The sequence below is a fragment of the Ensifer sesbaniae genome (assembly GCF_013283665.1).
In the GTDB taxonomy this organism is placed as follows: Bacteria; Pseudomonadota; Alphaproteobacteria; order Rhizobiales; family Rhizobiaceae; genus Ensifer; species Ensifer sesbaniae.
The window spans coordinates 2,892,250-2,915,036 of record NZ_JABEKU010000001.1; the positions used below are offsets into that span (position 1 = coordinate 2,892,250).

32 protein-coding genes, 1 tRNA gene, 1 pseudogene and 1 riboswitch are annotated in these 22,787 nt (G+C 60.1%); of the genes and pseudogenes, 18 read left to right on the forward strand and 16 right to left on the reverse strand.

Annotated features, from left to right (window positions below; translation table 11 throughout):
- Window positions 1-97 precede the first annotated feature (97 nt).
- Window positions 98-337: a DUF982 domain-containing protein gene (locus BHMPCIPO_RS14045; protein WP_173517321.1), complete on the forward strand. Its 240-nt coding sequence runs from the start codon at window positions 98-100 to the stop codon at window positions 335-337.
- Window positions 338-458: 121 nt separating this feature from the next.
- On the opposite strand, the gene BHMPCIPO_RS14050 is transcribed toward BHMPCIPO_RS14045, so the two are convergent.
- The 3 genes from BHMPCIPO_RS14050 to BHMPCIPO_RS14060 form a co-directional block, all read right to left on the reverse strand.
- Window positions 459-1,001 (reverse strand): glycosyl hydrolase, encoded by a 543-nt coding sequence (locus BHMPCIPO_RS14050; RefSeq protein ID WP_173517322.1) that lies wholly within the window; start codon window positions 999-1,001, stop codon window positions 459-461.
- Entirely contained in the window at window positions 923-1,474 is a 552-nt protein-coding gene (locus tag BHMPCIPO_RS14055; RefSeq protein ID WP_173517323.1) for a hypothetical protein, read from the reverse strand. Before BHMPCIPO_RS14055 ends, BHMPCIPO_RS14050 begins: the two co-directional genes overlap by 79 nt.
- Before the next feature lie 266 nt (window positions 1,475-1,740).
- Window positions 1,741-2,094 (reverse strand): hypothetical protein, encoded by a 354-nt coding sequence (locus BHMPCIPO_RS14060; protein ID WP_173514883.1) that lies wholly within the window; start codon window positions 2,092-2,094, stop codon window positions 1,741-1,743.
- Between the two features lie 931 nt (window positions 2,095-3,025).
- On the opposite strand from BHMPCIPO_RS14060, the gene BHMPCIPO_RS14065 reads away from it, so the two are divergent.
- The 3 genes from BHMPCIPO_RS14065 to BHMPCIPO_RS14075 are packed head-to-tail and all read left to right on the forward strand — an operon-like array spanning window position 3,026 to window position 4,717.
- Window positions 3,026-3,274, forward strand: a complete 249-nt coding sequence (locus BHMPCIPO_RS14065; RefSeq protein ID WP_173517324.1) for a hypothetical protein — start codon at window positions 3,026-3,028, stop codon at window positions 3,272-3,274.
- On the forward strand, window positions 3,264-4,451 hold the full coding sequence (locus BHMPCIPO_RS14070; protein WP_173517325.1) for an LvrA C-terminal domain-related protein: 1,188 nt from the start codon (window positions 3,264-3,266) through the stop codon (window positions 4,449-4,451). The genes BHMPCIPO_RS14065 and BHMPCIPO_RS14070 overlap by 11 nt, the downstream gene beginning before the upstream one ends.
- Before the next feature lie 14 nt (window positions 4,452-4,465).
- On the forward strand, window positions 4,466-4,717 hold the full coding sequence (locus tag BHMPCIPO_RS14075) for a hypothetical protein (protein ID WP_210266454.1): 252 nt from the start codon (window positions 4,466-4,468) through the stop codon (window positions 4,715-4,717).
- A 389-nt stretch (window positions 4,718-5,106) separates the two neighbouring features.
- On the opposite strand, the gene BHMPCIPO_RS14080 is transcribed toward BHMPCIPO_RS14075, so the two are convergent.
- Window positions 5,107-5,778: a DUF4145 domain-containing protein gene (locus BHMPCIPO_RS14080; protein WP_173517327.1), complete on the reverse strand. Its 672-nt coding sequence runs from the start codon at window positions 5,776-5,778 to the stop codon at window positions 5,107-5,109.
- A gap of 243 nt (window positions 5,779-6,021) precedes the next feature.
- Between BHMPCIPO_RS14080 and BHMPCIPO_RS14085 the strand changes: the two genes are divergently transcribed.
- The 6 genes from BHMPCIPO_RS14085 (at window position 6,022) to BHMPCIPO_RS14110 (ending at window position 9,362) form a co-directional block, all read left to right on the forward strand.
- Window positions 6,022-6,780: a hypothetical protein gene (locus tag BHMPCIPO_RS14085; protein WP_173517328.1), complete on the forward strand. Its 759-nt coding sequence runs from the start codon at window positions 6,022-6,024 to the stop codon at window positions 6,778-6,780.
- A gap of 209 nt (window positions 6,781-6,989) precedes the next feature.
- Complete coding sequence (locus BHMPCIPO_RS14090) at window positions 6,990-7,586, forward strand: hypothetical protein (protein ID WP_173517329.1); 597 nt, start codon at window positions 6,990-6,992, stop codon at window positions 7,584-7,586.
- Window positions 7,587-7,588: 2 nt separating this feature from the next.
- Window positions 7,589-8,170, forward strand: a complete 582-nt coding sequence (locus BHMPCIPO_RS14095) for a hypothetical protein (protein ID WP_173517330.1) — start codon at window positions 7,589-7,591, stop codon at window positions 8,168-8,170.
- On the forward strand, window positions 8,160-8,339 hold the full coding sequence (locus BHMPCIPO_RS14100; protein WP_173517331.1) for a hypothetical protein: 180 nt from the start codon (window positions 8,160-8,162) through the stop codon (window positions 8,337-8,339). Before BHMPCIPO_RS14095 ends, BHMPCIPO_RS14100 begins: the two co-directional genes overlap by 11 nt.
- Complete coding sequence (locus BHMPCIPO_RS14105; protein ID WP_312033032.1) at window positions 8,336-8,854, forward strand: HK97 family phage prohead protease; 519 nt, start codon at window positions 8,336-8,338, stop codon at window positions 8,852-8,854. Before BHMPCIPO_RS14100 ends, BHMPCIPO_RS14105 begins: the two co-directional genes overlap by 4 nt.
- Window positions 8,855-9,020: 166 nt before the next feature.
- Window positions 9,021-9,362 carry a P27 family phage terminase small subunit gene (locus BHMPCIPO_RS14110; RefSeq protein WP_173517332.1) on the forward strand — a complete coding sequence of 114 codons (342 nt, stop codon included), beginning with the start codon at window positions 9,021-9,023 and terminating at the stop codon, window positions 9,360-9,362.
- Window positions 9,363-9,625: 263 nt separating this feature from the next.
- Here BHMPCIPO_RS14110 and BHMPCIPO_RS14115 read toward each other — a convergent pair whose 3' ends face one another.
- Complete coding sequence (locus BHMPCIPO_RS14115) at window positions 9,626-10,477, reverse strand: hypothetical protein (protein ID WP_173517333.1); 852 nt, start codon at window positions 10,475-10,477, stop codon at window positions 9,626-9,628.
- 136 nt (window positions 10,478-10,613) lie between these two features.
- On the opposite strand from BHMPCIPO_RS14115, the gene BHMPCIPO_RS14120 reads away from it, so the two are divergent.
- The 5 genes from BHMPCIPO_RS14120 to BHMPCIPO_RS14140 are packed head-to-tail and all read left to right on the forward strand — an operon-like array spanning window position 10,614 to window position 14,684.
- Window positions 10,614-12,560 (forward strand): phage tail length tape measure family protein, encoded by a 1,947-nt coding sequence (locus tag BHMPCIPO_RS14120; protein ID WP_173517334.1) that lies wholly within the window; start codon window positions 10,614-10,616, stop codon window positions 12,558-12,560.
- Window positions 12,557-13,225, forward strand: coding sequence for a hypothetical protein (locus BHMPCIPO_RS14125; RefSeq protein ID WP_173517335.1), 669 nt, complete (start codon window positions 12,557-12,559; stop codon window positions 13,223-13,225). Before BHMPCIPO_RS14120 ends, BHMPCIPO_RS14125 begins: the two co-directional genes overlap by 4 nt.
- Window positions 13,222-13,422 (forward strand): hypothetical protein, encoded by a 201-nt coding sequence (locus tag BHMPCIPO_RS14130; RefSeq protein WP_173517336.1) that lies wholly within the window; start codon window positions 13,222-13,224, stop codon window positions 13,420-13,422. The genes BHMPCIPO_RS14125 and BHMPCIPO_RS14130 overlap by 4 nt, the downstream gene beginning before the upstream one ends.
- A complete protein-coding gene (locus tag BHMPCIPO_RS14135) occupies window positions 13,419-14,000 on the forward strand; it encodes a hypothetical protein (RefSeq protein WP_173517337.1) in 582 nt (193 codons plus the stop codon). The genes BHMPCIPO_RS14130 and BHMPCIPO_RS14135 overlap by 4 nt, the downstream gene beginning before the upstream one ends.
- 27 nt (window positions 14,001-14,027) lie before the next feature.
- Window positions 14,028-14,684 (forward strand): DUF6338 family protein, encoded by a 657-nt coding sequence (locus BHMPCIPO_RS14140; RefSeq protein WP_173517338.1) that lies wholly within the window; start codon window positions 14,028-14,030, stop codon window positions 14,682-14,684.
- A gap of 378 nt (window positions 14,685-15,062) precedes the next feature.
- A riboswitch (SAM riboswitch) is annotated at window positions 15,063-15,141 on the forward strand.
- A gap of 8 nt (window positions 15,142-15,149) precedes the next feature.
- Here BHMPCIPO_RS14140 and BHMPCIPO_RS14145 read toward each other — a convergent pair.
- From BHMPCIPO_RS14145 to BHMPCIPO_RS14155, 3 genes are all read right to left on the reverse strand, one after another.
- Complete coding sequence (locus BHMPCIPO_RS14145) at window positions 15,150-15,740, reverse strand: hypothetical protein (protein ID WP_173517339.1); 591 nt, start codon at window positions 15,738-15,740, stop codon at window positions 15,150-15,152.
- Window positions 15,737-16,030 carry a hypothetical protein gene (locus tag BHMPCIPO_RS14150; RefSeq protein ID WP_173517340.1) on the reverse strand — a complete coding sequence of 98 codons (294 nt, stop codon included), beginning with the start codon at window positions 16,028-16,030 and terminating at the stop codon, window positions 15,737-15,739. Before BHMPCIPO_RS14150 ends, BHMPCIPO_RS14145 begins: the two co-directional genes overlap by 4 nt.
- A 152-nt stretch (window positions 16,031-16,182) precedes the next feature.
- The gene (locus tag BHMPCIPO_RS14155) at window positions 16,183-16,419 is read right to left on the reverse strand and encodes a helix-turn-helix domain-containing protein (RefSeq protein ID WP_173517341.1); all 237 of its coding nucleotides are present in this window, start codon (window positions 16,417-16,419) and stop codon (window positions 16,183-16,185) included.
- 118 nt (window positions 16,420-16,537) lie between these two features.
- Here BHMPCIPO_RS14155 and BHMPCIPO_RS14160 point away from each other — a divergent pair, with 118 nt between their 5' ends.
- Window positions 16,538-16,867 (forward strand): hypothetical protein, encoded by a 330-nt coding sequence (locus BHMPCIPO_RS14160; RefSeq protein ID WP_173517342.1) that lies wholly within the window; start codon window positions 16,538-16,540, stop codon window positions 16,865-16,867.
- Between the two features lie 761 nt (window positions 16,868-17,628).
- Here BHMPCIPO_RS14160 and BHMPCIPO_RS32885 read toward each other — a convergent pair.
- Window positions 17,629-17,772: a hypothetical protein gene (locus BHMPCIPO_RS32885; RefSeq protein ID WP_246304319.1), complete on the reverse strand. Its 144-nt coding sequence runs from the start codon at window positions 17,770-17,772 to the stop codon at window positions 17,629-17,631.
- A gap of 30 nt (window positions 17,773-17,802) precedes the next feature.
- Window positions 17,803-18,063: a hypothetical protein gene (locus BHMPCIPO_RS32890; RefSeq protein ID WP_246304320.1), complete on the reverse strand. Its 261-nt coding sequence runs from the start codon at window positions 18,061-18,063 to the stop codon at window positions 17,803-17,805.
- Between BHMPCIPO_RS32890 and BHMPCIPO_RS32895 the strand changes: the two are divergent.
- Window positions 18,013-18,348, forward strand: a pseudogene (locus BHMPCIPO_RS32895) (tyrosine-type recombinase/integrase); the annotation flags it as partial. The gene BHMPCIPO_RS32890 and the pseudogene BHMPCIPO_RS32895 sit on opposite strands and share 51 nt — an antisense overlap.
- A gap of 209 nt (window positions 18,349-18,557) precedes the next feature.
- On the opposite strand, the gene BHMPCIPO_RS14170 reads toward BHMPCIPO_RS32895, so the two are convergent.
- Window positions 18,558-18,633 (reverse strand) — tRNA-Ile (locus BHMPCIPO_RS14170).
- 257 nt (window positions 18,634-18,890) lie between these two features.
- Here BHMPCIPO_RS14170 and BHMPCIPO_RS14175 point away from each other — a divergent pair.
- Window positions 18,891-19,631 carry an SIMPL domain-containing protein gene (locus BHMPCIPO_RS14175; protein WP_173517343.1) on the forward strand — a complete coding sequence of 247 codons (741 nt, stop codon included), beginning with the start codon at window positions 18,891-18,893 and terminating at the stop codon, window positions 19,629-19,631.
- A gap of 422 nt (window positions 19,632-20,053) precedes the next feature.
- Here the strand turns inward: BHMPCIPO_RS14175 and BHMPCIPO_RS14180 are convergent, their stop codons facing one another.
- The 5 genes from BHMPCIPO_RS14180 to BHMPCIPO_RS14200 form a co-directional block, all read right to left on the reverse strand.
- Window positions 20,054-20,443, reverse strand: coding sequence for a hypothetical protein (locus BHMPCIPO_RS14180; RefSeq protein WP_173517344.1), 390 nt, complete (start codon window positions 20,441-20,443; stop codon window positions 20,054-20,056).
- A gap of 362 nt (window positions 20,444-20,805) precedes the next feature.
- Complete coding sequence (locus BHMPCIPO_RS14185) at window positions 20,806-21,111, reverse strand: hypothetical protein (protein ID WP_173517345.1); 306 nt, start codon at window positions 21,109-21,111, stop codon at window positions 20,806-20,808.
- 121 nt (window positions 21,112-21,232) lie between these two features.
- On the reverse strand, window positions 21,233-21,637 hold the full coding sequence (locus BHMPCIPO_RS14190) for a ketosteroid isomerase-related protein (RefSeq protein ID WP_173517346.1): 405 nt from the start codon (window positions 21,635-21,637) through the stop codon (window positions 21,233-21,235).
- A gap of 106 nt (window positions 21,638-21,743) precedes the next feature.
- Window positions 21,744-22,166, reverse strand: coding sequence for a secondary thiamine-phosphate synthase enzyme YjbQ (locus BHMPCIPO_RS14195; protein ID WP_173517347.1), 423 nt, complete (start codon window positions 22,164-22,166; stop codon window positions 21,744-21,746).
- Between the two features lie 225 nt (window positions 22,167-22,391).
- Window positions 22,392-22,745 (reverse strand): DUF1428 domain-containing protein, encoded by a 354-nt coding sequence (locus BHMPCIPO_RS14200; RefSeq protein ID WP_173517348.1) that lies wholly within the window; start codon window positions 22,743-22,745, stop codon window positions 22,392-22,394.
- Between the last annotated feature and the right edge of the window lie 42 nt (window positions 22,746-22,787).

Below are 22,787 nucleotides of genomic sequence, written 5' to 3' on the forward strand. Positions count from 1 at the left end.
AGGGTCAAGTGCCGAAAAAACTCGGTGATCCGCGGAACCATTCCCGCACGACAGCGTTGGCCTCGCGCTCGAAAAAGACTGAGAACGAGGAAAGCAAATGAGCGAGAAATTCTTCGCCACTCCCATCCCCCTCCGGTTATCCGCAAAACGGCAGACTGTCGTTAGAACGGTTTTCGAAGCCGTCGAGTTGCTGCGGCAATGGCCGGGGCGTCGCGGACGGGAGTATCGCGCGGCTCTCAGGCGCTGCCTGGACGCGCTGGACGGATTGACGAGTACCGAACGGGCCAGCCGCTGCTTTGCGGCCGCTGCCCGCGAATCGGGCCTGCTCTTGACCTGACGCGGAAATCCCCAAGGTCCCGTGGACCAGTCTCTCACGATGCGCCGAAGGACGATCGGCGCATCGCCCAAAGGGCGCCGAAGACCCCAAGCCATCACGCTTTGACGAATGAAACAGACGATCAGTCGGTAAGTTCCGCCGCTTCCTTCGTCTGACGGCCGGCAAGCGCCTTCAGCGCTTCCTTGTCGAGCCGCCAGTCCGGTGCGCCGTAGCCGAGCGGCCACTTGTAGGGCTCCCTGTCGTTGAAGAACACGACGGCGGTCAGCAGCGGAAAAGCCTGCCGATAGGTGCGCTGATCGAGGATTTCCTTGTACCAGGCGCGCCTGTAATCGGCCGAGCCCGAGACGCCGAGTTCGGCGATCATGACCGGTTTGCCGAAGCCCGCGACACGCTGGTATTTTTCGTTCAGCGCCTCGCTGAAGCGGCGCTCGCGCCCCCAATAGTCGACGTCCATCTTCTGCAAGCCCCAGACGGGGATGCCGACGACATCGACGACATCGTCGCCCGGATAATAGCCGGCGAGATTACGATGGCCCTTCGGCGACCAGACGAACCGCGCCTTGGGCGCGAGCTCCCGGCATCTTGTCACGAAATAGCGGAATGCCTTCTTGTAGCCGTCCTTGTCGCCGCGCGCCCAGGGATAGCGGCCATCGGGGTCCTCCATCTGTGGCCCCAGCGCACATAGACCGGGCCTTCGAAGGCCGCGGCACGGGCGCAGACGTCGCCAATCTCGCGGTCGAAGCGGCCCTTGCCGATATCGGCAAAGAGCCTCTCGCCGCCGGCACGCCAGTCGGTGGCGTGGGTATAGGGCTCGACCGAGAGCATCAGCGCCCGCCCCTGCCGCGCTGCGATCGCGGTCTTGCGCTTCAGGAGCGCCCGGTCCGGCTTCTGCCAGTAGACGAAGACATGTTCGAGCTCCAGCGCATCGCTGTCGGCAACGGCGTCATGGGGATCGTAGACGCCGATCGCAACCGCCCGCTCCTTCCCGCCCTTTGCCCGCGGCTCGATCGCCGCCGTCGTCAGCCTTCGGTCGATGCCGCCCGCCGGATCATCCGCACGCGCCGCCGGTGTTCCGGTGACGGCGAGAAGCGCCAGGGATCCCGCGGCAAGGGCTGATCTCAAAACTCTGGCAGACAACGAACATTCTCCGGCGGATCGCCCCTACTGCATGTTTCCTTAAGTCGTAGCCGATTTAAGGACACATGCAGCTATTCAAAATGCTACAGCGACCTTTGCGCGTCTGATAAGACGCGCGGCGCTGTAGACGCCGCAAATGAAACCGGACACGTCACGCATGCGGCAGTCGGAAAGTCACCGCCAAGGAGGGAACCGGCCGATCCCCAAACGATCCCCGGCGACCTCACCGCACTGGAATTACGCAAACTCGAACGGAAACAGTCCCGTTAGAGCGAAGCTCTCAGGAAGCAGTGCGACGTACGGCCGAAGCCGCTCGCCGAGCAGATATAGGGAGCGCGGCCCAGATAGGCGGCCGTGCTGTTCCTCACGGGCCGCGGCGCGACCACATCCTCATCGGCATTGGCGACCCGCAACTGCTTCTGCTCCTTGCGGATCTTCACCGAAGGGCTGGCATAGGCGCCGGAATGGCTGGACGCGAACAGCGGCGTTTCACCGATCACCGTCGACGAGCAGCCGGCAGTGGCGAGCAGAAGGCCAAGAATGGAAGCGGTCGGTACGAGATACTTGAAACCCGAAATGGTGGTGCGGCGCGCGCCTGCACATGCGGTCTTATCTCGCATAAGCATCCTTTCGAATTAGCGGCCACGACCGCCCGGCGCCTCCTTTGGGGTATATGGCGGCAATGTTCAACCCCTCTTCCATTATAAATTGCTTAAATTAATATTTTCTTTCTTAGCAACCTCTTCCGGAGGTTGCAGCTAAGCCCGCTGACCCAAGTGCCAATGCGGCTGGAGCTTGGCCGCGCACCGCGCTCGCGCGTCGGCACGGGGATCGGCAAGACAAAACAGGAAAACCAAACGCTTGCCTGATAGACAGCGCGAAAGCGGCCCCACCCGCCATCAGGCAGCCCGCCCACCCCGCCGGCTACCACGCCCGGTGGTATGCGGGGGCGGCACCGCCGAATGGTTCGTACGGAATAATTTCGCGCGAAAGCGGGAAATCGGCGGCAAAGCCGCCCCATCCACCGCGCCGACCGGTCGAGCGGCACGGTATCGGAACGCAAGTACCGCCCCATTCCTCATTTTTAGCCACCGCGCATTTACAGTTCGTTGACCTCTGGCAGCCACCTTGGTGCCAGGCGCAACATGTTTGAGCGTATGCGCCCACTCCAAAACTGCCCGCGTTCTGCGGGCATTTTTTTGGTCAGCGCCAAGCGGTCAGGCAAAGACCGGATCAGGCCGACACGCCTTGCAATCGGAAGGCACTATTCGCTTGGGCAAACCTGATGCCCACCGCTCACGCGACGCATTCAATTCGCATTCTTGAGTTTCCAACACCCAGATTGGGAAATAGAGGCGGTCGTGGTGACGGACAAAAAGTGGTGGGCCCGGAGGTCGCGCCATAACTCCTGAAAATCAATGAGTTAGAGTAAAGTGGGACCGGAAATCTTTCCGCCCGCTCTTGTAGTTTTTCGCCACTAAAGTCCCACCGCCCACCCACCGTCACTAGCCGGTGGGTCGCGCCTTTGTGCGCTCAACATAAGGAGAATACATGCGCGTCTTGTATTGCCACAAGGTCAAAGACACGCGCCGGCAGGATTGCCTGGCATCGGTTGATTTCGAGATCAATCCGCACATTCGTCTTTACGGCCTGAGGCTTCTAAAGAAGCCCGACGGCGCCTTCTACATCTATGCGCCGCAAGCCAACGGCTCCCGTCGCTTGGCGACCTTCTCGCCTGAGCTTTCAGCACGCCTCACCGCTCTTGCCGTCGAATCGTACGAGGCAGCCAATGAGCGATGACAAGCCGCGTCTTCCAAAGCCCGAGAGCCTCGAGGCGAAGTTCAAACTGATGACGCTGCTGCCGTACGACAAGCGAGCCAAGCGCAAACACTGCCTCGTGTTCGGCTTCGTCTGTGACTGGTACCACTCCGACTACGGCAATGCGCTCGCCAGCGTTCGGCATATCGTCGCGACAATCAAAGAGCGCGATCCGGCAGGCATCGGCCTCTACACCGGCGATGTACATAGCGCCCTCGCCGATCTGGTATCGTGGGGATACCTCACGCAGATCAAAGGGACCGGCCGCAAGGCCAGCCGCTATATCCCCGCATGGGATTTGGTTTGTGTTCATAAAACTCCGAACACAACAGCGACCGAAACTAGCATTCGGGGAAATCCGAACACAGATGTTCGGGAAAATCCGAACACAAATGGCGATAGCGTTCATAAAATGCAGAACGAAGACCCATCCACAGTACCCGTCCACGGGACCGGGGTACATGTGGTGGGAAATATGTTCGAAGCCGCGCCGGTGGCGCCGCCTTTGGCTGGCCTTCCGGCCGCCACGGCGGGACCGGCTTCGGGAGATGGATTCAGTGAGTTCTGGAGCGCCTGGCCCCGAAAGCACGGCAAGAAGGCGGCCGAGGCAGAGTGGCGGAAGATCGGCGCAGACCTGCGCGCCACGGTCATTAACGCAGCCGGTGTGTGGGCTGACCACTACGCCAAGCACGGCGTCGAGAAGAAGTGGATCCCCGAGCCAGCGAACTGGCTGAAGGGGGAGCGCTGGGACGAAGACTTGCCATTGATCCATGGGGACGCGAAGGGCGCCGCAATCGCCAAGGCTAAGGCCAACGCGCCGGCGAAGAAAGAAGACAAGCCACGCTGGCCGCGGGTGGTCGATATCGTCGGCAGCGGCGTCGACAACGACGGAGACTTCAGAACTAAGCTCAAGTTGGTGTTTTGTGAGCGCGACCAGCCGAAAACATGGGAACACGTAATCACCATCGAGCATCCCAATACGGACATTCAGCGGGACGGCCAGCGCGAGTTTGGCGCCCTTTGCAGCGCCCTCGGATTGGTCGGCGTCAACGACTCCAGCGAGCTTGAGAACCACGCCGTTGAGATCATGCCCGGGAATAAGGGCGCGCTGGAATACCGCCCCGCGCCGGCGAACGACAACATGGAGGCTGCGGCCTGATGGACTCGAGAGACATGTATGAAACTATGAAGGCTGCCTTTGTTGACGCCCTCGCCGAACGCAAGCCAGAGCCTCCCATGATGCGCGTAGATGCATTCGACGCTGAAGATGAAGGCGGCGATCCCGTGCGGGTTGTCGGCGTCACCGTCGAAGACGACATGCTCAAATTCATCGTCATCGAGGAGGAGGCCGACGGCGCCATCTACCCGATCGTCCGAACACAGATCTTCAAGAAAGGGTCCTCGGCAGAACTTACGCAACCATAGCGTTAGCGATCATATTTTCTGCTATCATTTCGCCCCGATGAAGCTGACTAAATGCAAAAATATTACTTGTAAAAACAATAACTTAGGTAAACAACCCAGGGAGGTAAATGGTTGAAGCACGTTTTCGCCATTTTTAGACCTGCGATTACTACCCGGCCGGCCATTTTTCATCGGCCGTGCGCGAAACGGGGCAGCGACTTAAGCCACCGCCCCGCAAACGTAGGTATGCTTCTTGGAACTGGTGCAACAGCTCCTGACGCTTACTCTAATGACTGGAAAGGTCATTTTGGTAGCCATCGCCTTATACAGCGTCTGGAAAACGCGGTCAAAATAAGGCGCCTGAGAAAAGTAGCCGCGCCGCTGGTGCGGCTACTCTCCGATTCCAATTCTCAACTGGGTTGGTTTCGGCGCAACTCAATCTCTTTCGGCAGGGTTATAAGATAGCGAAGGAATGCGTCGCAGAACATTCTAGCCGCCTTAAGGTCTGCCCTCGTTACCTCGTCATCATGCGCGCCATCGTTGCCGACGATCCGTATTTCCTCCGCCCAGTCGCCCAGCGCTGTCGGAATTTCGCCTGCGGTAACTAGCGACTTTATTTTCGCCGCGAGGGTACCTTTCAAATCTGGCTTCGTTGCCACCAGCGCGCGTTCAAGGCTGCGGCGATACATAGTTGCGGCGGCCTCTTCATGGCCATCCATCTTATAATTGCCCTCGGCCTGCACGAACGCTTTCTCGACATCGGCTGGGAGGTGCTCTGGGATGGTTGGCGCTTTGCCGGTGGTTTCGAATCTGGTGACGTCGTAGTTAGTAGCGGACAAATTCCTCGCTGGACCGCCGCTGATGTATTCAGTGAGGATCTGTCCAACGCCTTCCCATGTTGCCGTACCCTTCACGTCCAGCACGAATATCGACGGCCGCTCGCATCTGGTGCAAACAGCCATAAAATAGCCGTGCGTACTCCCCAGCCGGTTAGCTGGCATGTTCGGCACGCTGGCGCCTCGCATGGTCATGCTGATTTGGTTTGCATTACATTCCACGCAATCAGCTACTATAGTTCCCATCGCACAATCCGCTTTGTTGTCACACAACTAAGAGTACTGCAGCGAACGCGTCAAATTGCAAGCTACCGCTAGCGAACCACACAAACTGTTATCTTCAAGAGAAGCCTTGACGATCTTCACCGATCAACGGTTATTAAATGTAGCGTTTTTAACGCCCAACCTTATTTACTGTTTTGCGGGTAGGCCGCCAAGAACAGAGTCGCGAAAAGCGGCCGGCAACCACGTTTCCAAAAGGTGACATCATTGGAACATGCCAACGATAACGTGCCGGTATTTGACCGGGGCGACGCGCTGCCTTGCATCGTAGAAGATGCAACCGAGTGGCAACCGTCCCGCACCCGCATCAAGGGGCCCGGCTTAGCGGTTAAACTTGCAAACGACGGGCCGTCTCTTGAGCGGCGTATCGCGCTGCATGCCGTGTGGGCATCCTCGAACCGCTACAGCGGGCAGCACGCCAACGATAATAGCGACTGGCCGCTGGCCAAGCTCCTGCGAACCGAAAAAAACGATCACTGCCTGGCCCTGGCTGAGAGATATCGCGCCCTGCATGATGCGGCGACCTTGCCGACGCAACTCGTTGGTCGGGAAGCCGTGGATTTGTACGTCGTGCACAATGTCGATGAAGATGGCAAGAACAAGGGTCAGAAAGTAGTCACTGGCAGGAGGGCCAACATCGACACGCCCGCGACTCGTGCAACCATCACCAACGACGAGACCAAGAAACGCGCCGCTCCTATCCCGAAGAAGTGGCAGGGCGACTGGCCTCTCCTCGCCAGCATCGATGCGAAGCGTGAGCTTGCTGTCCTGCGGTATAGGCTCGCGTATGTGCCGAAGATCCTGGATGCCTTCGAGTGGGCGGTCGTGGATGGTCTTACGCTCACCGAGATCGGCGCAGGGCTTGGCGCGGGCAGCAAGGGGGCCAAGGGCGAAGCCCGGGCTAGAATCTTTGACGGTTTCGGAATCATCGATCGCTTCTGGCGGAATAGCCAGCGAGCCGCATAGAGGTACCCCATTTTCAAATCCCAAAGGCTAAGGGAGAGAGAGGGCGCTGGAAACGGCGCCCTTTTCGTTTGGGGAAGCTGTCACCTTCCCCTGGTGGGTGGCCGCGCGCGGTCGCTCACCGCCCCGTTGCTGCACCTCGGATGGACAGGGCGGCAAACCGATCCGGCTTCATCTCCATGTGCCGGACTTTAGGGCTGGAGCGCGAGTTGATGCGCGCTCCAGCCCTTTCTTTTCGGACCATCCAAACGCAACTTTTAAAAATTACAGGAGGCCACGTGGCCAATTTAAACGCAGCCGTTGCCGCGCTGGAGCGCCGCATTGGCTTCCCTAAATCGCGCGCTCGGCAGGTGGCGCGCTCGCTGCAGGAGGCCGGCGCATTGCCGCTTGGTGCCCCCGGCGTCGCGCCCAAACTGGATCTTGACGACTTCGTTACGCTCGTCATTGCGCTCGCAGCAGACGTGCCCTTGCACCAGTCAGCAGACGCGGTGCGCACCTACCGTCAACTTACTCCTGGCGGCGCTGACGTATCTCGCGCACCCGCATCGGTGCCGAAGAACGCAGGTGAGGAGATCGACGCGATTTTCAGCCTGGCCGCCGACGGCAACACAGATGTCCGCGGCGTCAAGCTCGAGTTCGTAGCCAATTGGCCTGAAGTCGCCGTGCATTGGCACGATGGGAGCATCGGCCGCTTTCGCGAGCTCGGCGCTCTTGGCGCTCATTGGAGCTCGATCGGCCACCGGCGCTCGACGAGCATCAACGTGGCTGCCCTTGCCGACGCTATCAAAGAAACTTTCACAGGAGCCTGAGAATGGTTTTCAAGAAATCACCGACCGCCACCGAGACCTTCCGCGTGCCGAGCCTTGGCGAAGTCGATCAAGACTACCGAGAGATCGAGCAGAAGATTGCTGGCCTGCGCAACGACCAGTCGACAACGGCTCGCGAAATTCTCGAGTTGGAGCATGACTTGCGAGCGCGGCAAGCCCCCTCCATGCGTTCCGGCGTCGCGGCTCTGCTTGGAGAAGTCGTCGACATCACCTTGGAGCAGCGGCCTGCGCGATTGGCAGAACTCCGCAAGCATGCTGGTGATATCGAGGGCGCGATTGAAATCCTCCAGCGCCGACTCTCCGAACGCCGCGATCGAGCCAGCGCCGCTGTCCGCGCTGCGGCCAAGGCTGAGTATGGCCGCCGCGTGAAGGCAGTTGCCGAAGCGCTACAGCAAGCAAATGCAGCCCACCTGGAACTGATCGACATCGTCGACCAATTCGAGCGTGAGGGCGTCTCTTGGAGTGCACTCGGCCCAATGCAGCCGAACTTCCTGGGGAGCGCATACGACGGCCACGTCCAGCGCTACATCAAGGAAGCTAAGGAGGCTGGCTACTATGGCAATTGAACGCGCCACCAAGAAGACCACCAAGGCAACGCGTAGCGTGACCCTCCCTGGCAAGCGGGCCGCCCACATGACCACCGACCCAGTCGACATCGCCCGCGAACTGCGGGCCAAATCTCGCCTGGGACAACGCGAGGCAAAGCTGGCTGCGGCGGAGGAAAAGCTGAAGTGACGGAGAAAATCAGCGGCTATGCGGCTACGTTCTCCGCGCCAACCGTTATCGCCGGTGAGTTTCGCGAGCAGTTGGCGCCAGGCTGCTTCGCGCGCACCCTGAAAGAGAACCCCGACGTTCTTGCCATACTCGATCATGACTTCGGCCGTATCCTTGGTCGCACAACGGCCGGCACGCTTGAGCTAAAGGAGGACCGCATCGGGCTATGGTTCAGCCTGCTGCCTGATCCTACAACTCCAAGCGGTCAGGAAGCGATAGGCACGGTGCGCCGTGGCGACGTCAAGGGATGCAGCTTCTCATTCCGAGTGCGGGCTGAGCGATGGGAGGACGGTGGCGATCGACTGCCCCTTCGCATCCTCGAAGACGTGGACCTGTACGAGGTGACGCTCACTGCGGTACCGGCCTACCCAACCACTACGGCCAGCCTGTGCGTCGAAGGCCCGGACACCACAGCGTCAGCGCTGCGAGTAAGGGCCGAGGCCGCGATGAAAGCCCGCGGCATCCCACTCGTCTGACCGGGAGGGGGCGGAGTCATCCTTCCGACAGCGGGAGCCAGCTACCGGTCGTGCCCAATCGCGTAGATTCGGCATGCCCCGGTTGAGAAAATATTCAGCCGGCACGCAAGGCCAAGCGTTCAGGGGTTTTCGGCCCATCGCTGCCCCATAAAGATGGAGAAAAACGGTGGCAAAATCACCAAAACCGCCGCCGCACCTGCGGCCAGCTACGCAGAAATGGTGGCGATCTGTGCTCGGGGAATTCGAGCTCCATGGCCATCACGTGCGCCTGCTTCAACTGGCCGCCGAAGCGTGGGATCAGGCACAGGGTGCTCGCGAGGTTCTTGATCGAGACGGTCAGACTTTCACCGACCGGTTTGGACAACCCAAGGAGCGGCCTGAAGTCGGAATCATGCAAAACGCTCGCATCGCCTTCGCGAGGTTGCTGCGCGAACTCGCCCTTGACGGCGTCGATGCTCCAGAAGCCCCGCGTGCTCCGCGTACCGCCGATTACGGAAGCCGGCGCTGATGCCTGTTCGATATCGCAAGAACAGGAAGCGCTCTACGGATGGTCTCAACGAATGGGAGGCTGTCTTTTCGACAGGCTACGATCTGCTTTGGGAGTTGCAGATGTCAGGTGTCGAGACGGATGAATATGGTCAGCCCCCGCTGGATGTTACAGAGGCCGCATGGCGACGGCTAGGCGAGGCCTATATGGATCTCCCGCGGCATCCGGACCTCGACGAGCCGTGGGCACTCCAAACCTTTGGAACTCCATGGTCAAGGCGAAGATCAAAAAGGTAGACCATGTTTTCTGGTGGGCTCCCAGATTTGATCGCTTTCAAGGTCGTACCGCTCAATCAGCTCGTCTCGGATCTGGTGTAGGCCCGTCAGAAAGAGTGCTGCCGATATCTCGCGGCGAACAATGTGCAACGGTACATCGTTAGTCGCGCCTCTGGCGAATGCAAACAAGGCAGAAGCGCGTGCGTATATTTCGGCCTCGCCAAGTATTAACGCCTCAACATTATGCGCATGCACCCAGGCTTCGGGTCGACTGTGGTCGTTGCTTAACCCGCCAAGTTTTGAGGCTTGGAGTTGGATGGAGATAATAAGACGAGAGTAATATTTGCGCTCGAACTCAGTGCTGAACTCCACCATTTCCTTCAAGTTTGAAAGCACGTCCGCAGAATAGCTATCGAATTTTGGCAAAACCGCAATCTTCGGTAGAAAATTATCCTGACATTGGCCAAGAACTTCTAACAAAGCCTGGCTTCGTTGCCTAGCAGTCTCGCCCAGCACTCCGAGCGATAGCGGCAGAACCGCCCTTGCAGCAGCCCTTTTCGCCTCGCGCCGTTCCCGTTCATGCCGTTCCACTTGGGCAAGTTGCAGTTTAGTGGAACTGCGAGATTGAAGCACCTGCAGCTTTATTGCCCTCAGTGTCCAGTAGGCAGCTCCCAGTGCGACAAGTGCACCTATGAACGTCTGGTAGTCGTACAGCCACTTGAACCGGCCTAACCATCCCACGACACCATCAAAGGTGCCCACCCATCCGAGGTCGCAGCCCATACGGACGGCCTCTATGCAAACCGCGAGGATGAAGATGCCAGCAGCTATGCCGACGAGGAAGTGTTGTCTGTAGGTCATAGTGAACGATCACTGATTCGCGCAGAAATTGTCCAGACGACCGCGCTATAGCACGCGACAAGCGCGCACTAATTCACAAGGAAACTCAAATGACTAAACGAACGAACGCCACTTGTGGGCGGGCGGTGGAGGCCTGATGGTTGAAAAGACCGACGATCTTGTAATTTCCATCAGCACCGACCTTGCTACGGTGAAAAGGAGCCTGAAGCGGCTCGAGCAAGACATTTCGTCGACCACCGGCAAGGTTCAGAAGCAATTCGACGGTCTGGGCAAGGGCATCGACAACTCGATGACGACTGCGCTGCAGGCTCGCGTCGACAAGATGGTCGGGATCGGCTCGAAGGGCGCCAAGGAATGGACCGGCGCACTCGCTGATCAGGGCAAGGAGCTTGAGCGCCTGCGCGCCAAGTACAGCCCGCTTTTTGCGACCATAAACAATTACAAGTCGGCAGTTGCCGACATTCGCCGCGCGCATGCGGTTGGTGCGATCTCGGCCAACGAGATGACCTCCGCCATCCAGCGAGAGCGGCAGGCGGCCTTGGCGTCGACTGCGGCGATCAAGGGGCGGAACGCTGCGCTGGCCCAGACACCCGCCCGCGGTCAAATGGGCCAGGGCTTCCAGACCGCCAACATCGCCGCCCAGTTCCAAGATATTGCCGTCACGTCGGCGATGGGCATGAACCCGCTGCAGATCGCTTTGCAACAGGGCACGCAGCTTTCGTCGGTACTCAATACGATGGGCAACGGACGTCAGGTCGTCAGCGGCCTCGCTGCGGCGTTCACCTCGCTGGTGAGCCCTGTTTCGCTGCTCACCATTGGTCTCGTTGCCGGTGGCGCGGCCGCCATCCAGTATTTCAGCACCATGGAGTGGGGCGGGTCGAAGTCAGAGGAAACTCTGAAGCGTGAAGCCGAGCTCGTGAACACGGTGGCCGAGAAATGGGGCGACGTCCTTCCTGCTCTGAAGGCCTATAACGACGAGAGGCAAAGGCTCGCCGGCGACAAGGAGCGCACTGAGGCACTAGGGATTGGCGCGAGTGCGCAGTGGGACGAACTCAGGGCCAAGCTCGATGACATCAACGTCGAATTCACGCGCCTCAAGACAGATATTCAGCAAAGCAGCGACAACGTCGCAGGAATTGTCGCGCTTCAACAGGCGTTCAACGATCTCCAGGCAAGAATTGCCAGCGGTAGCGCCACGGCCGCGGATGCCAAGAAGGTTCAAGACTCGCTCGTTAGCTTTATCGCGGAGACAGGCAATCCGGCAATCTCCGACTTCGCCACGCAATTCGACGGCCTGGCAAATTCCATCGATCGAGCGTCGGCGAATGCCAAAAAGTTCGCGATAGACCAAGCGATAGCGCTGACGTCGCGGCACCCGAGCCAAGGCGCGTATGGCGGTGTCCTTCGGAGCGCTGACGGCACGATCCAAGGTGGTGGCACGGTACTGCCCGACAACGGTCCAGTTCCAGAGCGCAGGCCGCTCATCGAGCTCGACGGCTTACCGGGCGCCCAAGAAGCAACGAAGAAGACAGAAACAGCCGCCAGCCGAGCCGCAAACGCCTACCGCGATCTGGTCAAGAGCGCTGACGATCGCATTGCGCAACTGAGGCTGGAAACGGAACTTACCGGCCAGTACGGAATCCAAACGGATGCCGCGCGCTTCCGGCTCGAACTACTTCAGCAGGCGGAGGACAAGGGGCGCTCCCTTTCCGAGGCCCAGCGCGCCGAAATCGAGCAGAAGGTTGCGCTATACGAGAAGTACTCGCAGGCGCTTTCTCAAGCGAAGTTGCAGCAGGATTTGGTGAACCAGGCGCGCTTCAGTTCGCTTTCTCAACAAGACCAGAAGATTGTCCAAACACTGCGGCAGTACGGTTTGCCGGAGGATCTCGGTGGCAAGAATGCTCAGAGCATTCGGCAATCGTTGCAGTTCCAGGAAATGAGCGACGGCGTGTCTGGCTTCTTCAGCACATTCAAAGACGCGTTGATTCAAAACGGCGGCGATCTCGGTGATGCATTCGCGAGCGCCATCGCCGACGCCCTAGTGGGTGACGGCTTCACAATGACCATGGAGTTCCCACAATGAGTGCAATCCTCTCGCTCGCCGGCCCTGACACGGTGTACCTTCTCACCGACGGCGCCGGGTATGATTCCGACGGCGTGGTTAGGTGCATCGGGCGCAAAGTTCGCATTGCATCGAAAGCGCGCTTGGCTGTGGCAACACGTGGCTTTAAAGGCATCGGGGATCTCTGGGCTGAAAAGCTTACCGCGCTGGCTGATAGGGTCGGCGTGGATGACATGCTCCTCGCCCTCCCTTTGATCCTTGCCGAAATGGAGCTTGAGCCGCGATCGATCCAGCGAGAGCAGCCAGTCGAGGTCGTGCTCGCCGGGTGGTCGCCAGCAATTGGCGCTTTCCATCGCATGTTCCGCACCTACGGCGAAAACGCCTTCGAACTCACATCGCCCGCGGCTCTCTTCTACGGCGGCCAGATGTCGAACGATCCGCGCACTTTTTTGCTACCGCCGTTGCCAGGCGAAGGCGCCGAAGCATGGATGCGTCGAGGGGGGCTGGCCGTCATGCAAGCCTGCCGTTCGCAGCTTGGCCGGAACCCTTCTGGAGATGTCGGCTTCTTGTGCATCGGCGGCCAAATCGACCTGACGACGATTTCCGCCGACCGCGTGACGGTCGAGACTATCCACACGTGGCCCGACCGCATCGGCGAGAAGATCGTTCCGGAGTTGGCCGCGTGAGAACGCGCTACATCGCCAACAACCTGGCGTGCACGACGTCTCTATATGGTCCCATCACCTACGACCCAATCTTCACGCCGCTGTTCACCGCGGTTTTGGGGCCCGGTATCGCCATTGGTGCCACCGGCATCACTACCACCAGCATCGCCGCCGCGATTGCGACCACAGGCCTTTCGAAGGGAGTCCAAATCCGATGACTGCGATCAATGTTCTCCGGCTCGACGGCAGCGTCACCATCATCACCGACACCCGCGCACGCTCTCACGCGGGACCGGACTTCGACGCTCCGAAGGTGATGCCCATCCCGCATATGCGGCTGGCCATCGCCACCCGCGGCAAGATGGACGTACTTACGAAGGTAGTCGGCGCCGTTTGCGTGGCGGCTCGAGATTACGATAGCGCGAGGGATTTCCTTCGGGAGCACTTTGAAGGTCTGGGGTTGGGCCCGGTCGATATCTTTCTAGCCGGATGGAGCAAGGAAGGGCCAGCCGCCTGCATAATCTCGAGCGTCAACGGCAATGCCGACATACCGTATATCGCGGCCACACCGATGGTGCCTGGCGAGGTTCTGGAGGCGTTCGGTGCGGATCCTGTGGCGAACATGCCGGCGCTGCTACAGGCGCAGCATGCGGCGAACAGCGCGGTCGGCGGCTACATCAATGTGACCACCGTATGGGCCGATCGGATCGAAAGCTATACGGCCGGGGCTATTGAGGAAGTGCGGAGGGCGGTGGTTGCACCAGTGTCCCGCAACTTAACTTGTGATATGGCGTGACGTAGATTTAGCAGACGAGGGGAACTTTTGGATACGCTTCTTAAGATGCCGATTGAGTTCCAGATCGTCTTGGTCGCGGGCTACATCGCGTATAAAATTGTCACCGTCGGGCGAAACAGAAATCACAGGACAGAGGATTTTCTGCTTCAAGTCCTTACGTTTGGTCTTATCGCTCGTGCAGTCGTAGCGACGGCATTCTGGGTTCCAAACACGATACCCAAGAACGACTCGATCAATGCTGCGCTCGTCGCAGGATTGACAGTGATGGTCGCCATCGGACTCGGAGCAGCTTGGCGAGCGTTCGGAGAACGCTGTTCTCACTCATTGATGAAGACGTTGCGTGTGTATCGAGACGATCACGAAGCATCTGTCTGGCAAAGCATTATGCATAATCCGGCTGAGTGGACGGTGCTGCAAGTTCATTTGGACGACGGCACAGTACTCGAAGCCAACTTCGGACAGATGAAGCCCCGCCCGAAGACTGCAGTCTTCATGAACGAGGATGGGATCGGCTTGTACGTGACCGGAAGATACGACGCCGAGAACAATTTTGCGGCATTTGATATTACTGGCAATGACGCCGACGTCACGCTGACCTATATCCCGCGGGCCTCGGTCAAACGAGTAGACGTAAACTGGAGGCTTCCGCCGGCCCAAATCAAGCGCGAATTTCCTATCTCTTAGGCGGCTTTGCAGGCGCGCCAGAGCCGGTGGTAACGGGCTGTGCGGATGCGCCTTCGCCGCCGCGGGCAGGCTTGATTACAAGAGGAAGAACGCTGTTACCTGTAATCGGCGACTTCGCCATGTGTCACTCCTATCGCATCCCAAGTGTGGATCATTTTATCGCACCGACCGTTTGTCGTTGCGAGGCGCAACAAGTTGTTGCAAGGTTCTCTTAGGCCCTGTCGGCGAGACCAGCTTTCGCGCTGGCCTCGCACCTCGGGGAGCCACCTGATTGGGGAGAACGTTGCTAGCCGGCAAGCTCACGCTGCGTTCCCCCGTCAGGACCTCCAGAGAACCAAACTCCAGGAATCAACGCAAGCGCACCCTGGCAGTATTGAAGCTTTATCCCGTGGTGATTTGGCCGGTCGGCTTGCAGCCACGTTAAATAAGTAGCTAAAAAGGCCGGCTAGCGAACCTACCCTCGCTTTATGGCGCCAAGTTCTTCCACTTCTTCAAGCGATGCAGTTCCGCCCGTCCCTCGTCGGTCAACGCATACCGAAACGCATTACCGCTTGTGCCGACGAGACGGATGGCCCCCTTCTCTATCAGCGCATCTAGAATCTTTTGGCCCGCGCCAGGGATCGTGTCGAAGGTATCGCATTCGGGGTGATCCGCCATAAAGCGGAGGATCCGCTCCTGCCGAGCGTCTAGCCCCATCAACGGCCGGTACTTCTCGCGTCGCTTTTCTTTCTTTGTGCGCCAGTCGTCATAATCGCTGCTGTTGTTCTGTGCCCCGGCTCGCCGTCCGTCACGTTCGCGCCGCCACTTCTGCAGGTCTGTCTCCTGCTCGCCGTGCTCTCGCATCCATTTGTCATAGGCGTCTTCCGGCTCTGCTGAGGAACCGAGGCCGCTGATTTCGTCGAGCTTGGCGTCTATGGCCCGCTTGTCCCATTTGCGGGTTCCAGGGACGGCAGGAGGCATCTTGTGCGTTGCTACCCAAAGGGAAAAGGTGCTTTCGCCGATACCGCAGTATGCCGCGGCTTCCTTGCGGCCGATCAGGCGTGGCGCATCGGTCACGTGCGAGCCCGTTTCTTTCTGGCCTGGCGCAGCATGGTAAGGGCATCGGGCCTGCTAGATTTATTTTTCAGGCGATCGAGCCTTTCCGTTTTGGTCTCTTCATTGAGGAGAAGCGGGATATCCTCGATAGATATCAGGGGCGTTCGGCCGATCTTCTTTGCCACTCCAATGCGTCTTGCCTTCTCCCAAATAGTGCGCCCTGTGATGTGGGCGCCGCTGGACGCCGTAATGCGGCGCGCGATTTCTTCAGGCGTTAGCAGGCCGTCGAGGATAGGAATGGTCGGCACCATGGCCACCTCCATGAAAGAGAAAACCCGTTGCCGCCGGCGCGAACGCCGACCGCAGTATTGGTGTCTCCTCGATGTGGTGGTGTGCCCCGAAAGGCTGCGCTTGGTGGGCGCTACGGGAAGCTATTAGCAGAAATTGGCGCGGTCAAGAACATCTAGCTCGTCGGGTGCATGGCAACGCCTGGCCCAGCCGCCACGTCCCCATCCTCCAAGAATGTGACGCCAACCGCCTCGAGCGCAGCGCGGATGGCGGCCAGGTTGTTGGCGATCGGTACCCGCTTGCCGGACTCGAAATCACGAAGCGTCGAGGGTGACACACCGGCCGCTTCGGCAAGATGCGGCTGTGTCCAGTTGAGAAGTGCACGTGCAGCGCGGCACTGAGCGGGCGTCATGGTCATCCTCATTAAAAAACACCAATGTCATTATTTTATGTTGACATTGGATCAATGTTGGTGTTTTCTAACGACATACCGCTTTTTCGGCAACATCGCAACATGAGGAGACCAGCACATGACAGCCAAAGCGAGATTAAGAGTGGTGCCTGCCATCGCACACGAACCGGAAGAAGGCAGCAGATTAAGACGCCAGCCCGCCGAGGCTGGCAGAAAGCAGGTGCAGGGCGCTGACGGCAGCCGCCCGCACCACCCCTGGAGGGAGGAGATCTATAATCTCCAAATGCAAGCCAAGATCGCCGTGACCCTGATCAACGAAGTCTTCAGTAACGTCCGCGCGATGGAGGATCTCCACGAGATCTCTCTTCATGAGCAGATTGGATTTGACGAGCTATGCTTCCAAGTCCACGCGCTGCGACACGCCGCCGAGGCGTTGCAGCCCCAGTAGTTTCCTGCCCGCTGCACGGGCAACTTGCCCCAGGCGCCTTCTCGGCGACGGGGTCCTTTATCCCAACCCCGCGCGGGGCGACTGGCGCTTGACACGTCAGTCGGGCGGGCGGCGGCATTTCACAGGTGCCGTCGCCCGTCACCCAGTTCGATAAAGCCCACCACAGCGACCCGCCGGCCTCACCACCCGGCGGATTTTTTTTGAAGAGTGCCACTGGACGATCGAAAGCGAAAAACGGTTTTTGGATGGTGATGCAATTTTTGAGGAGGGACCGTGCCCACTGCTGCCAACGATAATCGCCTGCCACCGGGAATGACGCCGCGTGGCCTTTGCCGCGTCGCCGCTGCCGCATATGTAGGTATTGGCGGCACGCTGTTTGATCAGATGGTTTCCCGCGGAGAAATGCCCAGCCCACGTAAGGCCGGCAGCCGTGTCCTTTGGGACCGCTATGAGCTCGATGATGCCTTCGATGCCCTGCCCCGCGATGGTAACATTGCAGCGGCGAGCGCTGGCAACCCCTGGGACGATATAGGAGCGGCATGAAGCTCAATCTCCGCGGGATCATCGAAGATGTAGACCGGCATGGCAACGTGCGGATCTACTATCGCGCTAAGGGGAAAAAGAAAGTCAGGCTTCGAGAGAAGCCGGGCACAGCGGCGTTTTTGCGAGAGTACGAGTGCGCTGAAGCTGGGATCCCATACGAAACCGCCGCTGATACCCCGCGACCCGTAGCCAGCTCTTCAAAGCCCGTCGTTCCGCGGTCATTCCGTTGGCTGTGCCAACAGCACTTCAAGCGCGCGGCCAAGAGTGTCACCCCCGGCACGATGGATCGGCGTCGTCGCATCCTTGAGGAGATCTGCATCAAGCATGGCGACCTGCCGTTTGAAATGATGGAGCGCAAGCATGTCACCATGCTTCGGGACACACGCATCGAATCACCTGGCGCCGCGAACAATATTGTCAAAGCTATCAGCGCCATGTTCGCGTGGGCGATCGAGGTTGGTGAGGCGAAGGTAAATCCTTGCCACGGCATCAAGCGGCTTAAATCTGGCGACGGTTTCCACACTTGGACGCTGGAGGAAATCGAGCAGTTCGAGGCCAAGCACGCGCCAGGCACAACGGCGCGGCTTGCGCTGGCCATCTTTATGTTCACCGGCCTGCGTTTGTCTGATGCGGCTATTCTCGGCCGACAGCACCTATCAGACGGATGGATCCGAATCAGGCCTGGCAAGACAAAGAGGTCTAGCGGCGTCGAGGTTCACATGCCGTTGCTCGCGGATCTGGCGAAAGAGCTCGACCGCGTTCCGTCTGGCCGCCTGACCTTCCTTGTGACTGAGTACGGCAAGCCGTTCTCAGACAAGGGCCTTGGCAACAAAATGCGCCAGTGGTGCGATGAAGCCCAACTGTTTCATTGCTCCGCCCACGGCCTCCGGAAGGCCGGCGCATCCATCGCCGCAGAGAACGGCGCGACCAGCGACCAACTGAAGGCCATATTCGGATGGACGACAAGCCAACAGGCTGACCTTTACACGCGTGCGGCTCGCCGCAAGGTGCTCGCAAAGGACGGCGCGAAGCTTCTGGTACCCGACCGAAACGAAAACAAAAGTGTCCCACTTTCCGAGTCCAATTCTGAAAAGTGGGACACCAAAGCGGAAATAAAAGAGCAAAAACAATCACTTACAGAAAGTGATGGTGGGCCCGGAGGGACTCGAACCCCCAACCAAGCGGTTATGAGCCGCCGGCTCTAACCATTGAGCTACAGGCCCACTCTGGATCTGCAGGCTTCCTCAAATCGCAATGATCCGAGGATGAGACATGCAGCAACTCTAAGTGCTGCAGCGGCCGTTCCCGTCTCTGATAAAACGTGTGGCGCTGCAGCGATCCAGGTGCGCGAACCAATGGCAGTTCGCGGATGGCAAAGGCTCTAGCGGAAAACCTTTTTGCCGACAAGCCATTGCCGCAATGCTCACACAATCGCTAAGCATGAAGGCGCAGGGACGGAACAACCGGAGAGACATAGACCATGATTTCCACACGCACTGCCCGCACGCTTTCGATCGCCGCCTTCGCCGCCGCTTTTGCCGGCGTGGCCGCCGCTCAGGCTGAGGAGTCGGACAAGGACAAGGCGACCATCGTCGTTGCCGGCGAAGGCCGCGCGACGGCCGCGCCCGACATGGCGGTCCTGCAACTCAGCGTCGTCAAGGACGCCAAGACCGCCCGCGAAGCGCTGGACGCCAACAACAAGACCATGGCCGAGGTGTTGAAGGCGTTGAGGGCCGACGGCATTGCCGATCGCGACCTGCAGACGAGCGGCTTTTCGGTGAACCCGCAATACAACTACCCGCCCAACAATGACGGCGGCAATCGCCCGCCGGAACTGATCGGCTACCAGGTGATAAACGGCGTCAGCGTGCGCGTGCGTGATCTCGCCAAGCTCGGCGAAGTCGTCGACAAGTCGGTTACCCTCGGCGTCAACCAGGGCGGCGGCATCCAGTTCACCAACGACAAGCCGGAACCCATCATCACCGAGGCGCGCAAGGCCGCCGTTGCCGATGCCATCGTCAAGGCGAAGGTTCTCGCCGAAGCCGCCGGCGTCTCGCTCGGCAAGATCGTCAACATCAGCGAACAGGGCTTCCGTCCCGAACCGGTCCCGATGATGCGCGCCGGCATGGCCAAGGAATATGCCGCCGACGCCGTGCCGGTTGCAACGGGCGAGAACAGCTACAACGTGATGGTCAACGTGACCTTCGAAATCAAGCAGTAAGCCCTCGCAAGCCCGCCGTGACCCGCGCGCGGGCTTTCATCCTTCTCGCCCCTGGCTCCGGAGAACGGCGCCGGAGGCGTTTTGGACTGCAGGCTCAAGCAGAGGTCCGCCAACTCTGGCGGAAGGTGCGAAGCCGGCGGCTGCGGCGGCCCGACGCTCCTCATCGCCGACATCTTTCGCCCGGGCATGGACCGATCTCCTCAAGGCCAATCCAGCCTGTGATGTGTCCGCTATCTCCCCGAACACCTGTCAGCTATCGCCCCGGACCGAAGACTTCGGGCGAGGATCCATATTCTGGCGGCTGTTGGCGGCGGGCACGACCCGATTCCCCACAAAACAAAAGAGCCCCCCATGCCGAAGCATGAGGGGCCATTCTTCCGCCGGCCGGGGGAGACAAGGCGGGAAGATTTCCGGATCGGGGCTTACCAGCGGCCGATCGTCGGGCAGCCGCGGGCATTGGCAAAGACGATCGTCTGGCGGTAGCCGTGGCGGCGGCCCTCGACGATGACGCGGCGCGGCGTGACGTCGGCGACATAGGCGCGGCGGAGACCCCGGTCGCGAGCCTTGTCGACGGCGATCCACGGCGCGCAGCGGCCGCGGCGTCCACGATCCCAGTAGCGGTCGCGGCCACGGTTCCAATCACGCTCGTCGCCATAACCGCCGTTGTAGTATTCGCGGTACTGCACGTCGATGCCGTCACCCGGGCCGAAGCCGAATTCGATGGAGTCCGCCGAAGCGGTGGAGGCTGCGCCAAGCAGGCCGGTCAGTCCAATGACGGCGGCGGCAGCAGCGTTGAAAAAGCGGTTCTTCATGGCATCTCTCCAGGCTTGAAGGGTTCAATGGGCAATCACCGTCCCAAGCGATTGAGCAGAGGATAGGCTGCCAAAGCTGAACGACAGCGGAACCTGGTGTTCATGGAAGGTTCAGATAGCCGGCGCGTGATTCCCGATGCTCCAGCGGCGAGATTCGGCGCCGCGGCGCGTTGCGCCGAGCAAAACGGAATCGCTATAACACTTTGATAAGGCTGAATTTCTAAGGTCGGAGGCACCGGCACGCCGTGTTGGATCTCCCGGACATTCGTCTTGCCGACGCCTGCCCTGTTTGACAGATCGGGTGCAGCCGTCGCCGGCCGCGCCCGAAAACCATCGGGGATTTGCTGGCCCCAAGCGCGCGATCAGCCGATCCGCGGGCAACCATAGGCGTTGGCGAAAACGACCCGGCTCAGGAAACCGCGGCGCCAGCCGACGACGACGACGCGCGAATGCGTGACGCGCTCGACGCGGGCGCGGTAAAAGCCGAGACGCCAGGCCCTGCGCAACGCCTCGCGTGACGAACAGTAGCCACGATGGCGGACGAGATCGACATCCGAACGGTCGACCATCGGCACCGGCATCGGGGCAGCAGCCTCCGCCGGCAAGGTCACGAAACTCGTCACGGCGAGCGCAATGCCCAGAACCGAATTGCGAAGCATGGCTTTCATGCATCATCTCCCGATCAACGCGAAACAAGAACCCGGCCTGCAACCGGCGGCATACAATAGGCGGTTCGCACGGCACTGTCACCCCCGGCCCCTGTCCTCCCCGCTCTTATCCGCCGGAAGGTCAGCCGGCGAGCAGGCGCTCGAAGACGCGGATGTTGCGATAGTGGCTGAGGCGGGTAATGACGCCGTCCTCGATCTCGAAGACGAGCACGCTCGGAATGGAATAGCTCTGGCCCGACGCGGCCGGGAAACCCTCCATCGTCTCGCGGTAGGTGCCACGCGCCGTCAGGTCTGCCGCCACGCGCTGGCCGAAGGCGTCGCGCATCAGCACGACATCGCCGAACTGCTCGTCGAAACGGCGCAGATAGTTCATCAGCCAGGCGCGCAAGGGCCCGGCGCCGACGGTGCGCTGGCCGGTCATCGAATCGACCTCGACGTCCTCATGCACGAGCCGCGCCAGCGCCTCGAAATCACGCTCGTTCAGCGCCTCGATGAAGCGATTGGCAATGGTCTGTGCATCCGTCATTGCTGCTCCTCTCCGGCACCGCGCTGGGGCCCTCTGTTCTCGAAGCTCTAACTAGAACGGATCCGGCTGCGGTCAATTGCGCCGTGTCGCATCGATCGGACGGCGGTCAGACGCCAAGGTGCAGCACGACCTCGCGGCGGTGCGGCCGGTCGCGATGCTCGAAGAGATAGATCCCCTGCCAGGTGCCGAGCGCCATACGGCCGCGGGCAACGGGAATGCCGAGCGAAACCGACGTCAGCGCCGCCTTGATATGCGCGGGCATGTCATCCGGCCCCTCCTGCGTGTGCACGACCCAGCTCATCGAGGGATCGGAGGACGGCGGCACCAGGCGGCGGAAGAAAGTGTCGAGGTCACGCCTCACATCCGGGTCGGCGTTTTCCTGGATGAGAAGCGAGCAGGACGTGTGCCGGACGAAAACGGTCAAGAGCCCCTCGCCGTCCGTGTTGGCCCGCACGAAGGCGGTCGCCTCGTCGGTGAATTCGTAGAGCCCCTGACCGCGCGTGGAAATGGTGATGCTTGTCTGCGGCATGTCGATCTCCGGCGGAAAGCTGCACCCGCCGCTACAGCGGCGCGTGTCTTACTAGACACGCAAAGGCCGTTGTAGCACTTTGAAGTGCTGCATGTTTTTGTCCTTTCATCGGCAATGAGACAATATGCAGCAGACAGGTACAACGCGTTGATTTGCCCAACGTTTCTATCCCCGGACCGTTCCCGGTCCAAGGTAGGCACCGCAAGAAAAGGCGCCGCGCGCCGGCTACATCTCGAGAAAGGTCTGGAAGCCGCCGTAGATCATGCGCTTGCCGTCGAAGACTTCCTTCCAGGCATCGCCCTGCAGCCGCGGATCGGCCATCACCTTGGCGACGATCGTGTCGCGGTCGGCGCGGGACTTGTAGGCGATCCACGAGAAAACCACGGTCTCGTCGTCCTTGGCCTGCACCGAGCGGGGGAAGGACGTCACCTCGCCATAGGGCACGTCGTCTGCCAGGCATTCATTGTAGGAGAGCGCGCCATATTCCATCCAGACGTCGCCCGCCGTCTTGGCCATCGCCTTGTACGCGTCGATATTCGCCTTCGGCACGGCAACGACAAATCCATCCACATAGGTCATTGAGAAATCCTCCTTGGTTCTTTCGACCAGCATAGGACGCTC